General features: G+C 55.7%; 13 protein-coding genes and 1 tRNA gene. 1 reads left to right on the top strand and 13 read right to left on the bottom strand.

Going from position 1 to position 20,443, the window contains the following annotated elements:
• Positions 1–290: 290 nt before the first annotated feature.
• The 3 genes from ACK8P7_RS08910 to ACK8P7_RS08900 all read right to left on the bottom strand — a co-directional run bounded on the left by ACK8P7_RS08910 (position 291) and on the right by ACK8P7_RS08900 (position 4,550).
• The gene (locus tag ACK8P7_RS08910; RefSeq protein ID WP_410043858.1) at positions 291–719 is read right to left on the bottom strand and encodes a hypothetical protein; all 429 of its coding nucleotides are present in this window, start codon (positions 717–719) and stop codon (positions 291–293) included.
• A 594-nt stretch (positions 720–1,313) separates the two neighbouring features.
• Entirely contained in the window at positions 1,314–4,034 is a 2,721-nt protein-coding gene (gene polA, locus ACK8P7_RS08905; protein ID WP_410043857.1) for a DNA polymerase I, read from the bottom strand.
• A gap of 177 nt (positions 4,035–4,211) precedes the next feature.
• Positions 4,212–4,550 (bottom strand): anti-sigma factor family protein, encoded by a 339-nt coding sequence (locus ACK8P7_RS08900; RefSeq protein WP_410043856.1) that lies wholly within the window; start codon positions 4,548–4,550, stop codon positions 4,212–4,214.
• Positions 4,551–4,617: 67 nt separating this feature from the next.
• Here ACK8P7_RS08900 and ACK8P7_RS08895 point away from each other — a divergent pair.
• Positions 4,618–4,700, top strand: a tRNA-Leu gene (locus tag ACK8P7_RS08895).
• 359 nt (positions 4,701–5,059) lie between these two features.
• Here the strand turns inward: ACK8P7_RS08895 and upp are convergent.
• The 10 genes from upp to ACK8P7_RS08845 all read right to left on the bottom strand — a co-directional run bounded on the left by upp (position 5,060) and on the right by ACK8P7_RS08845 (position 20,234).
• Entirely contained in the window at positions 5,060–5,704 is a 645-nt protein-coding gene (gene upp, locus ACK8P7_RS08890; protein ID WP_410043855.1) for a uracil phosphoribosyltransferase, read from the bottom strand.
• Between the two features lie 94 nt (positions 5,705–5,798).
• Positions 5,799–6,476 (bottom strand): UDP-N-acetylglucosamine pyrophosphorylase, encoded by a 678-nt coding sequence (locus ACK8P7_RS08885; RefSeq protein WP_410043854.1) that lies wholly within the window; start codon positions 6,474–6,476, stop codon positions 5,799–5,801.
• 134 nt (positions 6,477–6,610) lie between these two features.
• Complete coding sequence (locus ACK8P7_RS08880) at positions 6,611–8,761, bottom strand: DNA topoisomerase (RefSeq protein ID WP_410043853.1); 2,151 nt, start codon at positions 8,759–8,761, stop codon at positions 6,611–6,613.
• Positions 8,762–8,878: 117 nt separating this feature from the next.
• Positions 8,879–9,940, bottom strand: a complete 1,062-nt coding sequence (locus ACK8P7_RS08875; protein WP_410043852.1) for an aldose epimerase family protein — start codon at positions 9,938–9,940, stop codon at positions 8,879–8,881.
• A gap of 322 nt (positions 9,941–10,262) precedes the next feature.
• Positions 10,263–11,345: an aspartate-semialdehyde dehydrogenase gene (gene asd, locus ACK8P7_RS08870; protein ID WP_410043851.1), complete on the bottom strand. Its 1,083-nt coding sequence runs from the start codon at positions 11,343–11,345 to the stop codon at positions 10,263–10,265.
• Between the two features lie 268 nt (positions 11,346–11,613).
• Complete coding sequence (locus tag ACK8P7_RS08865; protein ID WP_410043850.1) at positions 11,614–13,851, bottom strand: DNA topoisomerase (ATP-hydrolyzing) subunit A; 2,238 nt, start codon at positions 13,849–13,851, stop codon at positions 11,614–11,616.
• A 255-nt stretch (positions 13,852–14,106) separates the two neighbouring features.
• Positions 14,107–16,032 (bottom strand): type IIA DNA topoisomerase subunit B, encoded by a 1,926-nt coding sequence (locus ACK8P7_RS08860; protein WP_410043849.1) that lies wholly within the window; start codon positions 16,030–16,032, stop codon positions 14,107–14,109.
• A 329-nt stretch (positions 16,033–16,361) separates the two neighbouring features.
• Positions 16,362–17,294 carry a protease modulator HflC gene (hflC, locus tag ACK8P7_RS08855; protein ID WP_410043848.1) on the bottom strand — a complete coding sequence of 311 codons (933 nt, stop codon included), beginning with the start codon at positions 17,292–17,294 and terminating at the stop codon, positions 16,362–16,364.
• On the bottom strand, positions 17,284–18,252 hold the full coding sequence (gene hflK, locus ACK8P7_RS08850; RefSeq protein WP_410043847.1) for an FtsH protease activity modulator HflK: 969 nt from the start codon (positions 18,250–18,252) through the stop codon (positions 17,284–17,286). The genes hflC and hflK overlap by 11 nt, the downstream gene beginning before the upstream one ends.
• A gap of 392 nt (positions 18,253–18,644) precedes the next feature.
• Positions 18,645–20,234 carry a UDP-glucose--hexose-1-phosphate uridylyltransferase gene (locus tag ACK8P7_RS08845; protein WP_410043846.1) on the bottom strand — a complete coding sequence of 530 codons (1,590 nt, stop codon included), beginning with the start codon at positions 20,232–20,234 and terminating at the stop codon, positions 18,645–18,647.
• Positions 20,235–20,443 lie beyond the last annotated feature (209 nt).

The raw sequence follows: 20,443 nt of genomic DNA, 5'->3' as shown, positions 1-20,443 counted from the left end.
ACAACAAAAAGGTAGCGTTTTAATTCTGCTCAAAATCAATACCGCTGAAGGAGTTTCTTAACGGAGCTCTGTTAAAGTGCGCCTTCTTTAAAGATTTTTCGCTGGTATTCAAATTTTCCGCCGCCTTTGTGATATCATCCTTCTGGTAACTAATCTTAAGTTGACGTTGGGTTGACGACATTGGGGTCTGACCCCATAAACTTTAACTTTAGATTTTATTTATAAAAATTTAATGGGGTCAGACCCCATAAACTTTAACTTTAGATTTTGTTTATAAAAATTTAATGGGGTCAGACCCCAGCATCTGCTTTCCCTGCCATCGTCTTCCAGTCCGTCCACGAAAGGGCGGCCTCCGCCCAGTCCTTCGCTTGCTTCTCCTCGTTCAGCCAGGCGAGGCCCTCCATGACGCCGTCCTCCGAGAAGACAAACTCACGGAAGGTCTTGTACTCATCCGGCGTGAAGTCGAAGCTGTACGGCTCCGGCCAGACCCAGACACCGAGCGTGTACCGATCCTTCGTCGGGTTCATGATCGTCTCACCGGTCTTTTTATCGACCGGATATGCCGCCTCCCCCGCCTCGATCTTCTGAAGCAGCTCCGTATCCGGCTCCGTATACGTCACCTTACTCATACGGAAGCGCATTCCCTCTGAGGAGCCGGCAAAGGGCTCCATCTTCAGGAATCCGATGTGCATGATATCGTTCGATTGGATTTCTTTCATTTTTCTATCCATTCCTTTCACCTCGCCCAGGCACAAAACAGTACCAATTCAGCTAGCTAAATCTGACAAAGATTGATGGTACTATCCAATAACCGCTTGATTTCGAAATCATGGATACTTTCAACATCGTTTATCATTTTTATGCGCAGAGCTAAACTATCCACGATTTTGAAATAAGGCACTTATTGGATACTTTTCCGCGAAATCAGGCATACGCATATATGCGTACTATCCAATCTACCTCATTTTTTCAAATAGTAGATATGGATTTCGAACTTCATAGAAACATTTCTTTAAGCAGATATCCAATAACGCTTCATTTTTTTAATACTGGATACTCGAGCCCGAATTCTCCTTATGAAATAAGGCTTTTCATATCCAGTATTTTTGAAATCACCTAAGAGTGGATATTTTACAATCGATTTCGATTATTTCGGTCCAAAAATATATCCAGTTTTTTCAAAATCAAACCATATTAGATAGTGATGTAATATGACAGTAAGGGTCGGCAGCCCCTCCGGGCATCTTAGCGGTACTGTTATCTTCCAATGGAAGCCCTTGCTCACCCCTTCGGTGTTTGCTGAAGCAAACACCTCAGTGTGCGGCATCCCAGTTTTCGCCCACATTCGCGTCGGCGACGAGCTCGACGGCGAGGTCGACGGCGTGCTGCATCTTATCGACAAGGAGGGCCTTCACGGCCTCCTGCTCGGCAACGGGCGCTTCGATCAGAAGCTCATCGTGCACCTGCAGCACGATGCGGGATGCATAACCGCCCGCACGGAGGGCACAGTTCACCTCGTTCATCGCTTTCTTCATGATGTCGGCGGCACTGCCCTGGATCGGGGAGTTCATCGCGACACGCTCACTGAAGCTGCGGCGCGCGAAGTTCGAGGCATTGATGTCCGGCACCGGCCGACGACGCCCGAAGATCGTCTTCACATAGCCGTGCTCATGCGCGAACGCCACCTCGCCATCGAGGTACTTCTTGACATCCGGATACGCCGCGAAGTACCGCTCGATGTACTCCTTCGCCTCACTCCGACTGATGCTGAGACCCTCACTGAGACCGAAGGCCGAGATACCGTAGACGATACCAAAGTTGACCGCCTTCGCGTTCCGACGAAGCTCCGGCGTCACCTCCTCGAGCGGCACATGGAAGACCTGCGAGGCCGTCACGGCATGAATATCGCTCGCATCCTTATACGCTGCGATCAGCTTCGCATCACCCGAGAGCGATGCGAGGATACGGAGCTCGACCTGGGAATAGTCGGCGTCGATGAAGACGCAGCCCGGCTTCGGCACGAAAACGGTGCGGAAGCGTCGACCAAGCTCCGTACGCACCGGGATGTTCTGCAGGTTCGGATTCGTCGACGAGATACGGCCCGTCGCCGTCACCATCTGATTAAACTCTCCATGGATGCGGCCATCCGCCTGAATAAAGTTCAGAAGTCCCTCCGCATAGGTCGAGTTCAGCTTCGTAAGCGTACGGTAATTCAGGATATCCGCCACGATCTCGTGGTCCTCGGCGAGCTTCTCGAGCACATCCGCCGCGGTCGAATACCCGGACTTCGTCTTCTTGCCGCCCTTCATGCCGAGCTTCACGAATAGAATCTCCCCGAGCTGCTTCGGCGAGTTGATGTTGAACTCCTCCCCCGCCTCTTCGTAGATGCGCGCCTGCAGCTCTTCGATGCCGGCCCGAAGCTCGACGCCATAGTCGACGAGCGCCTGCTTATCAACCAGGATACCGGCCCGCTGCATGTCATACAGTGTATACACGAGCGGCATCTCGATCTCCTCATAGAGTGTCCGCTCCTCGAGCTCCTCCAGCTTCGCGAAAATCTTCTTCGCACTGCGAAGCGCCACGATCGCGCTGTACGCCGCCATGGTGCACGCCACCGGATCCGCCGAGCTGCCGTCAGCGTCCGTGTTGAAGCCCGCCACCTGCGCACCGTCGCCTGCATTGGCCGCGTCGTCCGTAAACGGATTCGGACAATGCGGTCGATCCTTCAGATCGTCACGGAGTTCCTTTTCTGACGGCAGCGTGAGGCCCATGAAATCGCGGGCGAGGTCCTCGTAGCTGTAGCTGTCCTTCAGCGGATTGATGACGTACGCCGCGAGCGCGAGGTCATAGACCGGGCTCTCCGGCGCGAAGGCACAGTGGTAGAGCGCCTGCTTCAGGTTCATGGTGTAGAGCTCGACGCCCTTTTTCTGTGCCAGCGCCTGCAGCTCCGTCTGCCAGTCGAAGCCGTAGAAATGGTAGCTGCGGTCACCGGCCAGCGCGAAGTAAAGGTCTTCCCCGGCGATGGCGAAGCCGGCCTGGCCCTCACTCGCCGCGTCCCGGAAGGCAATGCGCGCCAGGTACGGGTCGTCGACCTCCTTGAGGCCCGACAGATCCAGCTGCTGCTCCGCCGCGAGGTCGAGGCTCGACACATCGAAGCGCTTCAGGAGCGACTTCAGCTCCAGCCGCTTCACAAACTCGAAGGAGTCTGCATTGAACATGTTCTCGACGCGGGCGTCATCATAATCGAAGTCGATCGGGGCGTCAATGCAGATGGTCGCGAGGGTCTTCGACAACGCGGCGCTCTCCCACTCATCGATCAGCATCTGCGCGGCCTTCGGCTTCCGCGGGACCTTGAACTCCGGGTCGCCCGCCAGCGCCGCTGCATGCGCCGCCTCGATGGTGTGATACTTCGTGATGATCCACTCCGCAGACTTCGGACCGAGGCCCGGCACACCCGGGATGTTATCGGAGGTGTCACCCATCAGGGCCTTCAGGTCGATGAACTCGAGCGGCGTCACGTTCCACTCCTTCATCACATCGTCCGGATAGTAGTTGTAGACCGTCGTCACGCCCTTCGCCGTCTTCGGAAGACAGATCTTGATCTTCTCATCCGCAAGCTGCAGGAGGTCACGGTCACCAGAGACGATCGTCACCTCCACGCCCTCCTTCTGGCAGCGCTTTGCGATGGTACCGAGAAGGTCATCCGCCTCATAGCCGCCCTTCATGAGGAGCGGAATGTGCATCGACCGAAGCACCTCCTGCATCAGCGGAATCTGCTCGTGCAGCTCCGGCGGCATCGGCTTCCGCGTCCCCTTATAGTCAGCAAACATCTTATGGCGGAAGGTCGGCTCGTGCACATCGAAGGCCACCGCCAGATGATCCGCCTGCTCCTGATCCAGCACCTTCAGAAGGATATTCAGGAAACCATAGACCGCATTTGTATGCAGCCCCTGCGAATTCGTCAGCTCCGGGATCCCGTAAAACGCCCGGGACATGATGCTGTGTCCATCGATCAGTAAAATCTTATCCGTCAACTCTCTTCCTCCTCTAACGATTGAAACCATATATGATCAAAACCTGATGCGTTCAAAAGCAGATTGCATTGAAAACAGCTGTCCTGAACATCTGAAGCGATCAGAACCGGACGCCGCCATAGGCAGCTGTCCTGAACATCCGTGACTGCCGATATCAGACAGTCACGAAACCACTGGCTACAGAAACCAGATCCGAAGCTGCAGAAGCAGCGTCACCAGTACCGCCCAGAACACGACCGAATCCGCCGCCATCCGGATGATCCGGATCGCGTGGATACGAAACAGATAAAAGCGCGTATCCATCAGCTGCCGCCGGAAGGACCCGTCGATGTTCAGATTCGAATCATCCACCGCATCCAGCTTCTGCACACCACTGTAGACCATATGCGTGATCCGCAGCTCCTCCATGCACTCATCGCACTCCGAAATATGCTCCATAAACTCCTGCAGCTTCTCATCCGACAGCTTGTTATTCAGATAATCGTAAATGCACTTCCGTGCTTCCAGACAGGTCATAATCGACTTGAAAACCTCGCAATTATATGCTAAATTCTGTATGTTGTCCTCGCGTAACACAGGACTCGCCGTCATGGCGGAATGGCAGACGCGTCAGACTCAAAATCTGATAATGGTAACATTGTGTGGGTTCAAGTCCCACTGGCGGCATCGAGCTCGGACCTATGGTCCGAGCTCGATGTTATTTAAGCCATCCCATTAAAAGTATCCTTAGTTTAGAATATCCCCATCGATTAATCAAGAAGAGCATTTGAGCCATACGTATGCAAATTCCTGAGGACAGCCACCGGAAGCCATACGAAGAGGTCGTGAAGAATCAAAATTGTCCCCCTTAGAACCAGTTGGAGTAATTTTCCTTAGCACTCTCTGCAACACTGAGTTTTCATAAAGAAAACTCAGTCGTTTGCAGAGAGCCTACTGGTTCTTAGGGGGACAATTTTAGAGTCTTCCGAGCTCGTAGTACTGTGCTTCCGGGGGTTGCCCTCCGGACACCGCAACCAGGCTGCTATTTACTTCGTACCGAAGATACGGTCGCCGGCATCGCCCAGACCCGGGCAGATGTATGCGTTCTCGTTCAGGCAGCGATCGAGGTTTCCGACGTAAATCTGTACATCCGGATGTGCCTCGGCGAGACGCTTCACGCCTTCCGGTGCCGCAATGATGCAGATGAACTTGATCTTTCTGCCGCCGTGCTTCTTGATCTGGTCGATGGCATCAACCGCAGAGCCACCGGTCGCCAGCATCGGATCACAGACGACGATCTGACGCTCCTCGATCGGGTTCGGCAGCTTGCAGAAGTACTCGACCGGCTGATGCGTGGTCTCATCACGATACATGCCGATGTGGCCGATCTTTGCGCTCGGAACGAGTGCGGTCAGGCCGGATACCATGCCGAGGCCGGCACGAAGGATCGGCACGATAGCGAGCTTACGGCCCGCCAGCATCTCGACCTCTGCAGTCTCGATCGGCGTATCAAGCTCGACGGTCTTCGTCGGAAGGTCCGACAGTGCCTCGAAGCCCATCAGCATCGCGATCTCCTCAACGAGCTGACGGAACTCGTTGGTTCCGGTGTGCTTATCACGCAGAAGTGAAATCTTATGCGTAAGCAGCGGGTGGTTCATGATGTGTACATTTGCTCCGAAATTATGTTCCATAGTAAACTCCTTTGATATATGTTCCGGCCGCAGCCGGTAGAAAACGAATCAGGTCAGCATTCAGGCAGAGGTCCCTGGCGACGCTGTGATCGCATCAGTGCTTCGCGACGATCTCCACCTCGCCCTTCGACTTGTAGATGCTGTCTGCATCCACGCAGCCGCGCACCGAGCTCAGCGGATAGACGTTCGTGTTGCGTCCGATCACCGTGCCCGGATTCAGGATAGAGCCGCATCCCACCTCGACATGGTCGCTCAGCATCGCGCCGAACTTCTTGAGTCCGGTCTCGATGTCACCGTCCTCGGTGTGTACCACGACGAGCTTCTTGTCCGACTTCACGTTCGAGGTCAGGGACGCCGCACCCATGTGGGACTTGTAGCCGAGGATCGAATCCCCAACATAATTATAGTGCGGAACCTGCACGTTGTCGAAGATCACGACATTTTTCAGCTCGCAGCTGTTGCCGATCACGCAGTGCTTTCCGACCATAATGTTGCCACGGAGGAATGCACACTGGCGCACCTCGGTCTCCGGCCCGATGATGATATACTCCGCGAGGTACGCGGACTCAAATACCGTCGCACTCTTATGGATCCAGACATGCGGCTTCACCTCCGTGTACTCGTCCTTCGGAAGCGTCGGACCGTACGCCGCGATGAAATCGTGGATCTTCGGAAGCGCCTCCCACGGATAGGTGAGTCCCTCGAAGATCGCCCCCGCCTCCGTATACTGAAGGTCATACATCGCCGCAATCGTTACATCTTGTTTTTTCATAATTCTCTTCTTTCCAGAGAGCTCAAGCTGCCTCATCCCGTGAGGCTTCGGGCTTTCTAAACTAGTATCATCTGGTGTCGGAAACCTTCATGTGGAAGTCTCCATCTATCTGATCCGCTTCTCAGATACGTCCATCAGAGCGCCCGGATCTTTTCCGTCCGACTTCGAACGAAGTCCTCGAGCTTCTCCATGTACTCGGCCTCGGTGATCGTGCCGTCCGCCACCTCCGACAGCCCCATCTCCCAGGAGGCGGTCAGCTTCGGATTCAGCAGATGCGGCACCGAAATCTTCACATAATACGCGATGTACTCGCCGAGCTTCGTCGGTGACAGCACCTGCGTCTTCTTCTGCAGCGCGATGTACTTATTGTCCACGAGCTTCGTGAGGATACCTGCACGCGTCGCACTGGTGCCGATGCCCGCGCCCTTGATCTGCGCCCGCAGCTCCTCGTCCTCGATGAGGTTGCCGGCGTTTTCCATCGCGAGGATCATCGATCCGGAGGTGTAGCGCTTCGGCGGTGCCGTCTCGCCCTCCTTCACGCGCAGCGTCTCGAGCTGCAGCTTCTGCCCCTTCCGGAGCTTCAGCAGTGCCTCACTCAGGCTTCGGTTGTCGCCCTCCTCTTCGCTCTCTCCACCGTTTTCCAGGCCAATGCTTCCGTCCGCTCGCGTCGTCGCGACGCCGTCCGGTCCCGTGGTCGAAGAAGCCATGGTCGCGGCATCCGACGTGGTGCCTCCTGCATTGGCCGTGTGACTGGCCGAGGCCGCCGTCGCCATGGTAGAAGCCATCGACGATCCGGCGCCTGCATTGGCCGGATCCGCTGTCGGGGACGCACCGACAAGGGCCGCGCTCCGACGCAGGTCAGCAACCTTCCGATAGCCCTCGTCCTTCAGGGCACGGGAGCTCACGCTGAAGGTCTCGCCCTGGCAGTCGATCATCAGCGCGATGCGCTCGTAGATCGCCGGCGGGAAGAAAATCGAGAGGAAGCGACGGCAGATGAGCTCGTACACCTTCTTCGAAAGCGGCTTCAGCGACTGGTACTCGCGCTGGCCCTGACCGGTCGGGATGATCGCGTAGTGGTCGGCGATCTTCTTGTCGTCGACGTAGCGGGTCTTCGCGATGCTTCGGAAGCTGCCGGACGACAGGATCTCCTGCGCCTGCGGGGCCACCGGTGCGTAGCTCGCGATGCCGCGGATGTTCTTCTCGATCTCCTTCGAAACGGCGGTCGAGAGCACACGCGCATCGGTACGCGGGTAGGTGGTCAGCTTCTTCTCGTAGAGCTCCTGCGCGATGGCGAGGGTCTCATCCGGGCTGATCTTGAACATCTTCGCGCAGTCGTTCTGCAGCTCCGCGAGGTTGTAGAGCAGCGGCGGATTCTTCGTCTCCTTCTTCTTCGTGACAGCCGTCACCGTCGCTTCACACGGAAACGGCATGAAACTCTTCATGAATTCGGCGGCGCGCTCCGGCCTCAGGAAGCCCTTGCCGTCGTAGATGTCCGTCGGGCTGTAGCGTGACGACTGCTCCGACGGCTTCCAGTCCGCACTCAGCTTCGCGCCTTCCCCGAGATCGAAATCGCCGAGGATGCGGTAGAAGGTCGTCTTCTGGAAGGCCCGGATCTCCTGCTCTCGCTTGACGATCATGCCGAGGACGCAGGTCATGACGCGGCCGACGGCCACGGTCATCTTCTCCTCCGGCTTCATGCCGAGCTGCTGCTTGATCCGGTAGCGGTACTTGAGCGACAGCGCGCGGCTGAAGTTGATGCCTATGAGGTAGTCTTCCTTCGCCCGGCTGAAGGCCGCCGCCGACAGGTGGTCATACTCGCTGTCGAGCTTCGCCTCGCGGATGCCGCGGAGGATCTCCTCGTTCGTCTGGGAATCGATCCAGACACGGCGACGCTCCTTCTCCTTCGGCACCTCTGCCATCCTGTCGACGAGCCGGTAGATGTACTCTCCCTCGCGGGCACTATCGGTGCAGATGTAGATGGTTTCGACATCCGGACGGTTCAGCTGCTTCGCGACGACCGCGAACTGCTTTGCCGTGCTCTTACTGACCTCGTATTTCCACTCATCCGCCTTTGGGATGAACGGGAGCGTGTCAAAGCTCCACTTCTGGTACTTCTCGTCATACGCTGCCGGGTAGCTGAGCTGTACGAGGTGACCCACGCACCAGGTCACCACATAATCTTCATTTTCCAGGAAGCCGTCGCCGCGCCGGACGTTCTTCATCCCGAGCGCCTGTGCAAACTGCTGCGCCACCGACGGCTTCTCTGCGATAAATAATTTCTTCAATTCGCCTCCCACTGATCCATGTACGAGCGCCGGCTTCATGTGAAGCCGCTTCAGCGAATGCGCGCCGCGCACCGCCTGTGGATGTTCTGTGGGTGCTTCGAAAAGAAGTACTTCTGTTTACTGAAGCTCCCACTTGTAGATCGTCGTTGTGTCGTATTCCTCGCCGGCCTTCACGATGCTGGTCGGCCACTCTGGCTTATGCAGGCAGTCCGGATAGTGCTGGGTCTCGAAGCAGTACGCATGGCGTGGTCCGAAGTGCGCCCCGTTTTTGCCCTCGAAATCACTGCCCATGAAGTTCGCGGTATAGAACTGCAAGCCCTCGAGATCGGTATAGATGGACATCCGGATGCCGGACTCCTCCGCATACGCAGAGGCGACGAGACGTACGTCCCCGTCATAGTCATTGAGCACCCAGTTATGATCGAAGCCGTGCGCAAACTTCAGCTGATCGAAGTCCGCATCGATATCGCGTGCGATCACCTTCTCGGTGGTGAAGTCCATCGGGGTGCCGGCCACCGGCTCGATACGACCGTACGGGATCGAAATCTCGCTGGCCGGTGTATAGCTGTCTGCATGAATCCAGACACGCTGATTCATCGCGTCACCACTGTCATAGCCGTTCAGGTTGAAATACGCGTGGTTCGTCATATTGAAGACGGTGTCCTGGTCGGCGGTCGCCTGATAGTGGATCTCGAGCGCGTCGTCCTCGGTCAGGGTGTAGGTCACGGCCACCTCGGCAGCGCCAGGGAAGCCCTGATCACCGTCCGGGGAATGCAGAGAGAAGATCACGTAGCTGCCGAGGCCAGCGTCTGCATAGTCTGCCTCCCAGATGCGCGTACGCCAGTAATCCGGTCCGGAATGGAGATTGTTGGCACCATTGTCATTGACGGCGAGCGCATAATGCTTTCCATTCAAATCGAAGCCCGCCTGACCGATACGGTTCGCGTTTCGACCGACCGGCTCACCCATGTGACCCGGATTCTCAAGCAGAAGCTCCGCCTGATCGACACCGAGTACGACATCCCGCATCTTTCCGTCCTTATCACGTACCAGCATCGTAAGCCAGATGGCACCGAGATTCGTAAAGCTCGCCTCCGTACCATGCTGATTTGTAATCGTATATCGCTTCACCTCGCGGCCATCCTTCAGTGTTCCAAGCACTGATTCTCTCACTGACATCGCATGTCCCTCCCATCGAAGATTCAATACCGAAAATGCAAGGGCAGCTTTTCATCGACACTCACGCAACTCTCCCATCCCCTTCTGCAGGGTCTGGGAATAGCAAGCGCGTCATCGGCACCGCCCATAAACTGCAAGTATTATACTCTATTTTCAGGCTCGTTTCTACCAGAGAAAAGAGACTCATAGCTGTCTGAAAATTGGGGCAGCTAAAATCTCCGGTGTCCTTGGCAATGGGTACCATTCAAACCATAAAAAATCCGGAGTGAATCGTCACTCCGGTTTAAAAAAGATCAGTAACCATCAAAATTTGATGATCCGCTTATTTCTTTGTGATATAGCCCTTCTTTGCGAGGTACTCGGCAGCTTCTACACCGCCGCCGGCAGCGCCACGGAGGGTGTTGTGGCTGAGACCGACGAACTTCCAGTCATAAATGGAGTCCTCACGGAGACGGCCGATCGAGATGCCCATGCCGTTCTCGTAGTTCACGTCGAGGGAAACCTGTGGACGATCGTCCTCCTCGAGGTACTGGATGAACTGCTTCGGTGCAGACGGCAGCTCGAGCTCCTGTGGCTCACCGCGGTAGCTGCGGAGTGCCTCGACGAGCTCTTCCTTCGTCGGCTTCTTATGGAACTTGACGAAAACCGTCGCGGTGTGACCGTTCAGAATCGGTACACGGATGCACTGTGCAGAGATCTTCAGACCTTCGATAAGATCGATGTGATCTCCCGCGAGGCTGCCGAGTACGCGGAGCGGCTCCTTCTCGGACTTCTCTTCCTCACCACCGATGTACGGGATGATGTTGTGCTCCATCTCCGGCCAAGACTCGAAGTTCTTGCCGGCACCGGAAATCGCCTGGTAGGTGGAAACGATCACCTCATACGGCTCGAACTGCATCCATGCAGCGAGGGCTGGTGTGTAGGACTGGATCGAGCAGTTCGGCTTTACAGCGATGAAGCCACGTGTGGTGCCGAGACGCTTCTTCTGTGCCTCGATGAGCTGATAGTGATCCGGGTTGATCTCCGGAACGACCATCGGAACATCGGTCGTCCAGCGGTGTGCAGAGTTGTTCGAAACGACCGGGGTCTCCGTCTTCGCATACGCTTCCTCGATGGCCTTGATCTCGTCCTTCTTCATATCCACTGCGGAAAATACGAAGTCGACATCCTTTGCAACCTCTTCTACCTTTGAAACGTCCAGGACGATCATGTCCTTTACTTCCTCCGGAATCGGAATATCCAGCTTCCACTTACCTTCTACAGCCTCTGCATAGGTCTTACCCGCAGATCTCGGGGACGCTGCAAGCGTCGTCAGCTCGAACCATGGATGGTTTACAAGCAATGTGATAAAACGCTGGCCAACCATTCCAGTCGCACCAAGAACACCAACCTTTAACTTTTCCATTTCAGTCTCCTCGTCAACTTCTATCCGTATTTTTACTCTCAGATGCATACATCCTGCAGGATTTCGACATACAGCTGTTTCTTCACCCCGCAGGCACGTATATGTTTCCGTATTGTATTACTTTTAACTGTCAGTGGCAATATAACATTTTCGAATAGCAGCCTTTCGCCGCCCGGACAACTACTGTCAAAACGTAATTATGTCCAGGCATGGCTCGGCTGCCATCCGTCGAGTTTCGCCCGAACAGCAACAGGTGACATCCCCGTAATCAGTGCTTCGTGCCTTTTCCGGCGCGGCCGGCGAGCTTCAGGCGGTTTAAGCTGAGCGGCTTCTTCCGGTACGTGATCTCCACCGGCTCGGTGCCGAGGAGGTAGAAGTGCTCGAGGGTGTCGCACTTGCCGAGTCGGATGCCGATGACACCCTTGCTGTTCTTCTTCTGGAGCGGTATATCGCTCAGGGAGCAGCGGAGGAAGTAGCCGTCATGTGTCTCGAAGACGATGTCGGTTTCGTAAGCCATCTCCCGAATCTCGATCAGTCGATCGCCCTCGCCCAGCTTCGTTGCGGCGACGAGCTTGTTCGCAGTCTCGAATTCCGAGGTCTCGACGAGCTTCACCATCGCGTCTCTCGTCGCGAAGATCAGGGTCTTCCCGGCCAGGGCGGACTTCACATTGGCATAGATGATCTCCTCCTGGTTCGCGTTGTACTTACTGATGTTGTCGATCGGTACGCCCTTGTCCTTGAACTTTCCGAGCGGCACATCCTGGCACTTGATCTGGTGCATATTGCCCTTATCAGTGAACAGCAGCACGCGGTCCGTGTTCTTGCACTTCAGCACGAAACGGTTGTCCGACTCGACGGCCTCCTGGTTCCGCTGGTAGGTTGCCTCATCCATGAGCTTGCAGTAGCCGAACTTGTCCTGGATGTAGTAGCAGCTGATCTCCTGCACCTCGTTCTCGTTGAAGACGGCTTCCTTACCATCCTCGAGCACGGTGCGACGCGGCACGGCATACGCGGCTCGGATCATCATGAGGTCCTCGGACAGCACCTCGTTCATGCGCTCGCGACTGCCGAGGATCCCGCGGTACTCCTTGATGTTTCGGAGCGTCTCGGCATGCTGCTTCTTCAGCTCGATCAGCTCGAGACCGATGAGCTTGCTGAGACGCATATCGAGGATCGCCTGTGCCTGCCGCTCCGTGAAGTGGAAGGTCTCGATCGTCGACATGAACTCGCGGTCCCGCTCACGGAACTTGATGCCCGCGATCTCACCGCTCATAAGTGCCTGCTTCGCATCGGCCTGGTTCTTCGAGTTCCGGAGGAGGGCAATGATGGCGTCGATCAGGTCGACGGCCTTGATGAGACCATCCTGGATCTCTTTACGTGCGAGCTCCTTCTCAAGCAGGTTCTGGTACTTGTTCGTGAGGATCTCGTACTGGAACTTGAGATAGGCCTTCAGGATGCCCCGGAGCGTCATGGTCTCCGGCCGACCCTCGTGTATGGCCAGCATGTTCACGCCGAAGGTATCCTCGAGTCTCGTTTTCTTATACAGTATATTCTGGATGCGCTCGATGTCCGCACCAGCCTTCAGCTCGAGTACGATACGGATGCCGTTTTTGTCGGACTGGTTCGAGATATCGACGATCTCCGGGAGGATCTTATCCTCGACGAGCTGGGCGACATCCTGCATGAACTTCATGATGCCCTGACCGATCATCGTATACGGAATCTCGGTCACGACGAGCTTATCGCGGTCGGAACGCCCCTCCTTCTTCTCAAACTGCAGCTTGCCGCGGAGCTTGAGGCGGCCCGTACCACTGCGGTAAATGTCGACGAGCTCGGACTTGTTGGCGATGATGCCGCCGGTCGGAAAATCCGGTCCCTTTAGGTACTGCATCATGTCCGCGGTCTCCATCGCCGGGTTGCGCAGGTACGCGAGGATGAGGTCGATGATCTCACCGAGATTGTGGCTCGGGGTGGAAGTCGTCATGCCGACCGCGATGCCCTCGGAACCGTTCAGCAGGAAGTACGGGATACGTGCCGGCAGCACCACCGGCTCCCGCAATGTCTCATCGTAGTTCGGCTGAAACGGCACCATCGTATCGAGGTCCGCCAGCATGCAGTCATCCGTGAACTTCTCGAGCTTCGCCTCGGTGTATCGCGGTGCGGCTGCAGAGTCACCCTCGATCGAACCGAAGTTACCCTGGCCATGCACCACCGGCTGCATACGCTTGAAGTCCTGCGCCATGACGACCAGGGTGTCGTAGATCGAGGAATCACCGTGCGGATGGTACTTACCCATCGTATCACCACAGATACGCGCCGACTTGTAGGTCGGGCGGTCATGGTTTGCATGCAGCTCGTTCATATCATAGAGCACGCGCCGCTGTACCGGCTTCAGTCCGTCACGGATGTCCGGCACCGCACGCGAAGTGATGACAGACATCGAGTAATCGAGGTAGGATTTCTGCATCTCCTCGGAAAATTCAGTTGTTAAAATCTGTTCAGCCATAATATTCCCTTTATTTTTTATAAGGAGACAATGCCATTTGATGCGCCTACGGCGCGGGCATTGTCGTTTGATTTTGCCGCAATGGCGGCAAAACGGCCTCGCCGCCCGGGGGCATCACATGGAGTGTAGGAGTTTGTATAAGACAAACTCCGAAACGATATCCCACAGAGCTGTGCTCTGTGCCCGCAGGGCTAAACTCGGGCCTCCAAAGCCCGAGTTTAGGGCAGTCCCGTCCCTTCGGGCCACCCGATGTGATTACGAATCAATAACTGCTTCGTTTGCGTGGTCGTGGATGAAGTCGCGGCGCGGTCCTACGTCGGAGCCCATCAGCATAGACGTCACCTCGGAGGCCATGCGGCCGTCCTCGATCTCTACGCGCTTCAGTACGCGGTTTTCCGGGTTCAGGGTCGTCTCCCAGAGCTGCTCCGGGTTCATCTCACCGAGACCCTTGAAGCGCTTCAGCTCATAGGAGCCGGTCTTATGCTTCTTCTGATACTTCGTGAGCGCCGCCTCGTCGTAGAGGTACTCCGGCGCCTCCTTCTTACTGTGCGGGATCGCCTGGTAGAGCGGCGGCATCGACACGTACACATGTCCCTCACGGATGAGATCCGGCATGAAGCGGTACAGGAAGGTCAACAGCAGGGTGTCGATGTGCGAACCATCGACATCGGCATCCGTCATCAGGATGATCTTGTTGTAGCGCAGCTTCGAGATGTCGAAGTCGTTGCCGTAGCCCTCGGAGAAGCCGCAGCCGAAGGTGTTGATCATGGTCTTGATCTCCGCGTTCGCGAGGACCTTATCCATCGACGCCTTCTCGACGTTCAGGATCTTACCGCGAAGCGGCAGGATCGCCTGGGTCTGACGGTCGCGGCAGGTCTTCGCAGAGCCGCCCGCCGAATCACCCTCGACGATGAAGATCTCACACTTCTCCGGGTCCTTCGAGATGCAGTTCGCAAGCTTGCCATTTGAATCGAAGCTGTACTTCGACTTGCTCAGCATGTTCGTCTTCGCCTTTTCCTCGGCGCGACGGATCTTCGCGGACTTCTCGGCGCAGCTGATGATGGCCTTCACTACCTCGACGTTTCGATCGAAGTAGTGCTGCAGCTCCGCATCGACGATGCTCTGCACATACTTTGCAGCATCCGCACTCGCGAGCTTCGTCTTCGTCTGGCCCTCGAAAATCGGGTCCGGGAACTTGATGGCGATGACCGCGGTCATACCGTTACGGGTATCCGCACCGGTGAAGTTCGCATCCTTCTCCTTCAGGATCCCGAGCTGGCGTGCGTAGCTGTTGATGAGCTGCGTGAACTTCGTCTTGAAGCCCACGATATGTGTACCGCCCTCCTGGGTGAAGATGTTATTACAGAAGCCGAGGATGTTCTCCTCGAAATTATCACAGAACTGGATACAGCACTCGAGGGTCGTCCCCTCGCTCTCCCCGCGGAAGTAGATCTCCGGGGTCACCGGTTCGCTGTCCTTATTGAGCTCCCTTACGAAGGCGATGATGCCCTCCGGCTCATGGTATTCGATCGTCTCCGGCAGCTCTCCGCGCTGATCCGCATAGTGGATCGTCAGCTGCGGGTTGAGGTACGCGGTCTCATGCAGGCGGGACTTCAGCCACTCCTCCTTGAAACGTGTCTTCTCGAAGATCTCCGGATCCGGGATGAAGCTGATCTCTGTACCGGTCTCCTTCGTCTTTCCGACCACTGGAAGAAGTCCGTTCACGAGCTCCGTCGTCGGCTTACCGCGCTCGTAGGAGTCCTCATAGATCTTTCCGCCCTGATAGACCCGCACGCGCATCATCTGTGAGAGAGCATTGACCACGGACGAGCCAACGCCATGGAGACCACCGGAGGTCTTATATGCCTTATCGTCGAACTTTCCACCCGCATGCAGTGTCGTCAGGACGATACGCTCCGCAGACACACCCTTCTGGTGCATCCCGACCGGGATACCACGACCATCATCGCGCACGGTACATGCGCCATCCGCGGTCAGCGTTACCCATATATTTCTACAGTATCCTGCCAGATGCTCATCGACCGAGTTATCTACGATCTCGTAGATCAGGTGATTGAGACCACGCTGTCCCACCGAACCGATGTACATACCCGGTCGCACACGGACCGGCTCCAGCCCCTCGAGGACCGTAATACTCGACGCATCATACTTCTCTGCCATAAACACTCCTGTTTTTACTCTATTTCAACTCCACAGGCATCGAACACCTGCGAAGGCCTAATCTTAAAAATGATACCATAGATCACATGTTTTATGCAAGAGCCCGAGGAGGGCCGGCAACAGAAGCCATACGAAGAGTTCGTGAAAAATCAAAATTGTCCCCCTTAGAACCAGTTGGAGTAATTTTTCCTTAGCACTCTCTGCAACACTGAGTTTTCATAAAGAAAACTCAGTCGTTTGCAGAGAGCCTACTGGTTCTTAGGGGGACAATTTTAGATTCTTCCGAACTCGAAGTACTGAGCTTCTGTTGCCGGCCCTCTGGGGTGTGCTCAGTGGATGTCCCCATACAGGATTCTGGCGAGCTCCGAGTCCTTGTCGAGGATGATGGTCTTGTCTCCGCTTCCGCTCAGGGATTTCTTCATGGCTTCGACGGAGCGGATATAGTTATAGAAGGAGGCTTTTTCCTCGGTATTATAGGCGTCCGCGAGGATCTCCATGTACTTCGCCTCGCCTTCACCGGACAGCTCCGCGGCCTGCTTCTCGGCTTCCGCCTTCCGAATGGAAACCTCCTTATCGGTCTCGTTCCGGATCTTCTGAGCCCTTGCGGCACCCTCCGCGGTATAGGATGCCGCGATGTTTTCCCGCTCCGAAATCATGCGCTGATAAACGGCATCCTTGTTATCATCCGGCAGATCGAGGGCCTTGATCTCCGCCTTCGTGATCACGATCCCGTATCCGCCGATATCAGAATTCGCCTCCGCGGTGATCATATCGGTCAGCTTATCGCCGCGCGCAGCGATGATGTCATCCTGACTCATCGAGGAAATGATATTCTTGGTGGCGTTGTATACGGCCACGCCGACACGATCCTCTGCCCCACTCGTCGACCCGTTCAGGGTCTGCATGAACTTCGTCGGATCCGTGATCTTCCAGACGATGTAGTTATCTGCGATCATCGACTTTTTATCCTTCGTGATGACATCCGACGGCTTCACATCATAGAGCTGCATCGCCTTCGTCACGAAACGGATGTTGTCGGCCACCGGCATCTTCGTATATAAGCCCGCTGCATCCTTGACATCCACGATCTTTCCGAAGCGCGTCACGACCGCGTACTGATTTTCAGACACCGAATAGAATACCCCTCGGGAAAGCAGCGGCAGGACGACCAGGAAAACCGCGCAGGCCACGAGGATGGTGACGACACTTTTCACCGCCTTCTTTACCCGCTCGAGCGCTTCCTTCTTCTCATTATTTTCCATTCTCGTCACCTCCATCTGCGGCCTCGACCGAGACATACGCGAAGCTCTCCAGCGGCAGCATCGTCTGGGTACTGCCATCACTGATGATCACCTTCAGCTCCGGCAGCACATCCTCCATCGCCTCATAGAAAATACGCTTCTTCGTGATCAGCGGATTCAGCTTATACTGATCGTACATCGCGTTAAAACGGGCGACCTGTCCGCTGGCTTCCGCGATACGCGCCTCCTTCTCTGCTTCTGCCTTCTGGACAATGCTGTCGGCCGTCGCGTCTGCGGCTGGGATCTGCTCAGACTTATACTGCTTTGCTTTGTTGATCGTGGTATCCGCTTCCTGCTTCGCCGTCTCGACGGACTTGAATGCCGCAACGACATCCGAAGTCGGCGGCTCCACATCCTGAATCGACAGATTTACGATCTGAATCCCGATATCCGCTTCCTCCAGCGATTTCGTCAGCTGATCCCGCACCTCCGCCTGAATCTTCGACTTCTCCGTCGTCATGACATCATCGACCGTGAAATCCGACACCGTCGAACGGATCGCCGCCGCGGCCATGTTCGAGATGAAACGAACCGGCTCGTTCGAATTATAGAGATACTTCACCGGATCCGACACCTTATACTCGAGATAAAAATCCGTGTTGACCAGATTAAAATCCGAGGTGATGGTCAGCGAGTCACTCGTCGTTTCATAGTCCGGATTCTCACCATTCCGCTCGTTCGTGATCGTGTAGCCGATCGGCATACCATAGGTCGTCGTGTCCACCTTCTGCACCTGGTCGATAAACGGGATCTTAAAGTACATACCAGCGGTTTTGATGTCATTAACCTTCCCAAACCGCGTCACGACCGCCTGCTCCTGCTCGGACACCCGGTAAAACGACTGCAGCGCACAACACGCCGCACCCACACATAGAAACATCGGAATCGCTCTCAGGATTCCCTTTTTTCCTTCCTTCATACGCTTCCATCTCCTGTATTTTCTGTAAACATGACCATTTTTCTATAAGCATGACCAGTACAACAAATGTTCAGTCATTTCATATTATCAAGGAAACTGCCGCTTCTCGTCAATCACTGATTTCAACAGCAGACAGAAAACGGCAAAAGTCTCGTAGCGATAAATACACGAAAGCCTGGAGGACCGGCAACAGAAGCCATACGTAGAGTTCGAGTAGAATCAAAATTGTCCCCCTTAGAACCAGTTGGAGTAATTTTCCTTAGCACTCTCTGCAACACTGAGTTTTCATAAAGAAAACTCAGTGTTGCAGAGAGCCTACTGGTTCTTAGGGGGACAATTTTAGATTCTTCCGAACTCGAAATACTGTGCTTCTGTTACCGGCCCTCCGGGTTTTAAATCGTCGCAACAAAGCGGTCGAACGCGGCCTGGCCTTCCGGCGTGCGCTTGTAGACGCCGGCGTCCTCGAGCACCTGCATGAAGACGATACCGATCTCATCACGGAGGATACCCTCGAGGTTCTCCTCAGTGAGCTGCACGCCCTGTGCCGCGTACTTCGCGCGGAACTCGTCGACCCAGTCGGCGTGCTTCGCGAGCGCTTCATCGGCACGAAGATCCTTTCCAGCGAGAATCGCCTCGCGAAGGTCTGCCATCTCGCCCTTCAGACGGCTCGGCAGTACCGCGAGACCCATCACCTCGATGAGGCCGATGTTCTCCTTTTTGATATGATGGAGCTTCGCATGCGGATGGAATACACCGAGCGGATGCTCCTCCGTCGTGATGTTGTTCCGAAGCACGAGATCCAGCTGGAACTGATCGCCCACCTTGCGCGCGATCGGCGTGATCGTCGAGTGCGGTGTGCCCTCGGTCTCCGCGAAGATGAACGCGCTCTCATCCGTGTAGCCTCTCCACTTCGTGAGGATACGATCCGCAAGCTCGGCGAGACGTACCGTATCCGGACCACTCAGACGGATGACACTCATCGGCCACTTCACGATACCCGCCTCGACATCCTCGAAGCCCGGAACCGTAAAGCTCCGCTCCACCGGCGCCTTCGCCATCGCGAAGGTATAGTGACCACCCTGGAAGTGCTCATGTGCGAGGATGGAGCCACCCACGATCGGAAGGTCTGCATTGGACCCGACGAAATAGTGCGGGAACTGAGCGACGAAATCAAACAGCTTCAGAAACGCCGCCTTATCAATCTTCATCGGCGTGTGCGCCGCGTTCAGCACGATGCAGTGCTCGTTGTAGTACACGTATGGCGAATACTGGAAGCCCCACTCCGCGCCCTGAATCTCGATCGGGATGATACGATGATTCTCACGCGCCGGATAGTCCACACGACCACTGTAGCCCTCGCACTCATGACAGAGCTGGCACTTCGGATACCCCGTCTGCTTCGCCTTGCCCGCCGCCGCGATGGCCTTCGGATCCTTCTCCGGCTTCGACAGATTGATCGTGATATCGAGATCACCGTACTCCGTATGCGTCTGCCACTTCACATCCTTCTTCACACGGTAACGACGGATGTAGTCCGTATCCCGCGAGAAGGTGTAGTACCATTCGGTCGCCTCCTTCGGGCTCTCCTCATAGAGACTCGCAAATCTCGCCTGCACCTCCGACGGACGCGGGGTCAGCGCACCCATCAGACGCGTATCGAAAAGATCACGATAAACCACCGAATCACTGCCCGTGAGGCCGTGCTCCACCGCATAATCATCCAGCGCTGCCAGTACATTCTCCAGGTACGTACCATCGGACACCATCCCCAGCGCATTCACCTTCTGATCCTCGCTCGCCTCCGTTTCATCGAAGGCAATGCTGTCGGCCTCCGCGATCACATCCTCCCTGGTCGCCGTCACCTCCGTGATGCCCAGCTCCAGCGTCACCGTATTCAGCGCCCAGATGATATCCGCCTCCTCAATCAGCCCCGTCTTCAACGCATACGCCACCAGATCCTTTACAGCCATCTGAATGTCCATAGTTCTATCTCCTTACATAAATCATTTCATAACGTAAACAGGCTATTGCCGAAAGCCGGTATCGGGCAGTCTTGCGCATTCAAAGAACAGGTAAGGTCGAGCCCGGACTTGTGGTCCGAGCTCGATCCCTTCGGGATACCGATCGAAGATCGGTACATGTACGTTCCGGCCTTTGCCTGATGCAAAGGCCTGCTCTGAAGGGATGTACA

Source organism: Oribacterium sp. P9 (genome assembly GCF_046365365.1).
GTDB lineage: Bacteria > Bacillota > Clostridia > Lachnospirales > Lachnospiraceae > Oribacterium.
The sequence above is the reverse complement of the archived record's forward strand: the minus strand, read 5'-3'. Positions and strand labels throughout refer to the sequence as shown.

Bases quoted from the DNA above. Each gene is read 5' to 3' on its own strand.
- asd (WP_410043851.1), bottom strand. From the start codon at position 11,345: ATGGAAAAGTTAAAGGTTGGTGTTCTTGGTGCGACTGGAATGGTTGGC.
- ACK8P7_RS08845 (WP_410043846.1), bottom strand. From the start codon at position 20,234: ATGGACATTCAGATGGCTGTAAAGGATCTGGTGGCGTATGCGTTGAAG.
- ACK8P7_RS08885 (WP_410043854.1), bottom strand. From the start codon at position 6,476: ATGAAAAAACAAGATGTAACGATTGCGGCGATGTATGACCTTCAGTAT.
- ACK8P7_RS08900 (WP_410043856.1), bottom strand. From the start codon at position 4,550: ATGACCTGTCTGGAAGCACGGAAGTGCATTTACGATTATCTGAATAAC.
- hflC (WP_410043848.1), bottom strand. From the start codon at position 17,294: ATGGAAAATAATGAGAAGAAGGAAGCGCTCGAGCGGGTAAAGAAGGCG.
- ACK8P7_RS08860 (WP_410043849.1), bottom strand. From the start codon at position 16,032: ATGGCAGAGAAGTATGATGCGTCGAGTATTACGGTCCTCGAGGGGCTG.
- ACK8P7_RS08865 (WP_410043850.1), bottom strand. From the start codon at position 13,851: ATGGCTGAACAGATTTTAACAACTGAATTTTCCGAGGAGATGCAGAAA.
- upp (WP_410043855.1), bottom strand. From the start codon at position 5,704: ATGGAACATAATTTCGGAGCAAATGTACACATCATGAACCACCCGCTG.
- hflK (WP_410043847.1), bottom strand. From the start codon at position 18,252: ATGAAGGAAGGAAAAAAGGGAATCCTGAGAGCGATTCCGATGTTTCTA.
- ACK8P7_RS08910 (WP_410043858.1), bottom strand. From the start codon at position 719: ATGAAAGAAATCCAATCGAACGATATCATGCACATCGGATTCCTGAAG.
- ACK8P7_RS08875 (WP_410043852.1), bottom strand. From the start codon at position 9,940: ATGTCAGTGAGAGAATCAGTGCTTGGAACACTGAAGGATGGCCGCGAG.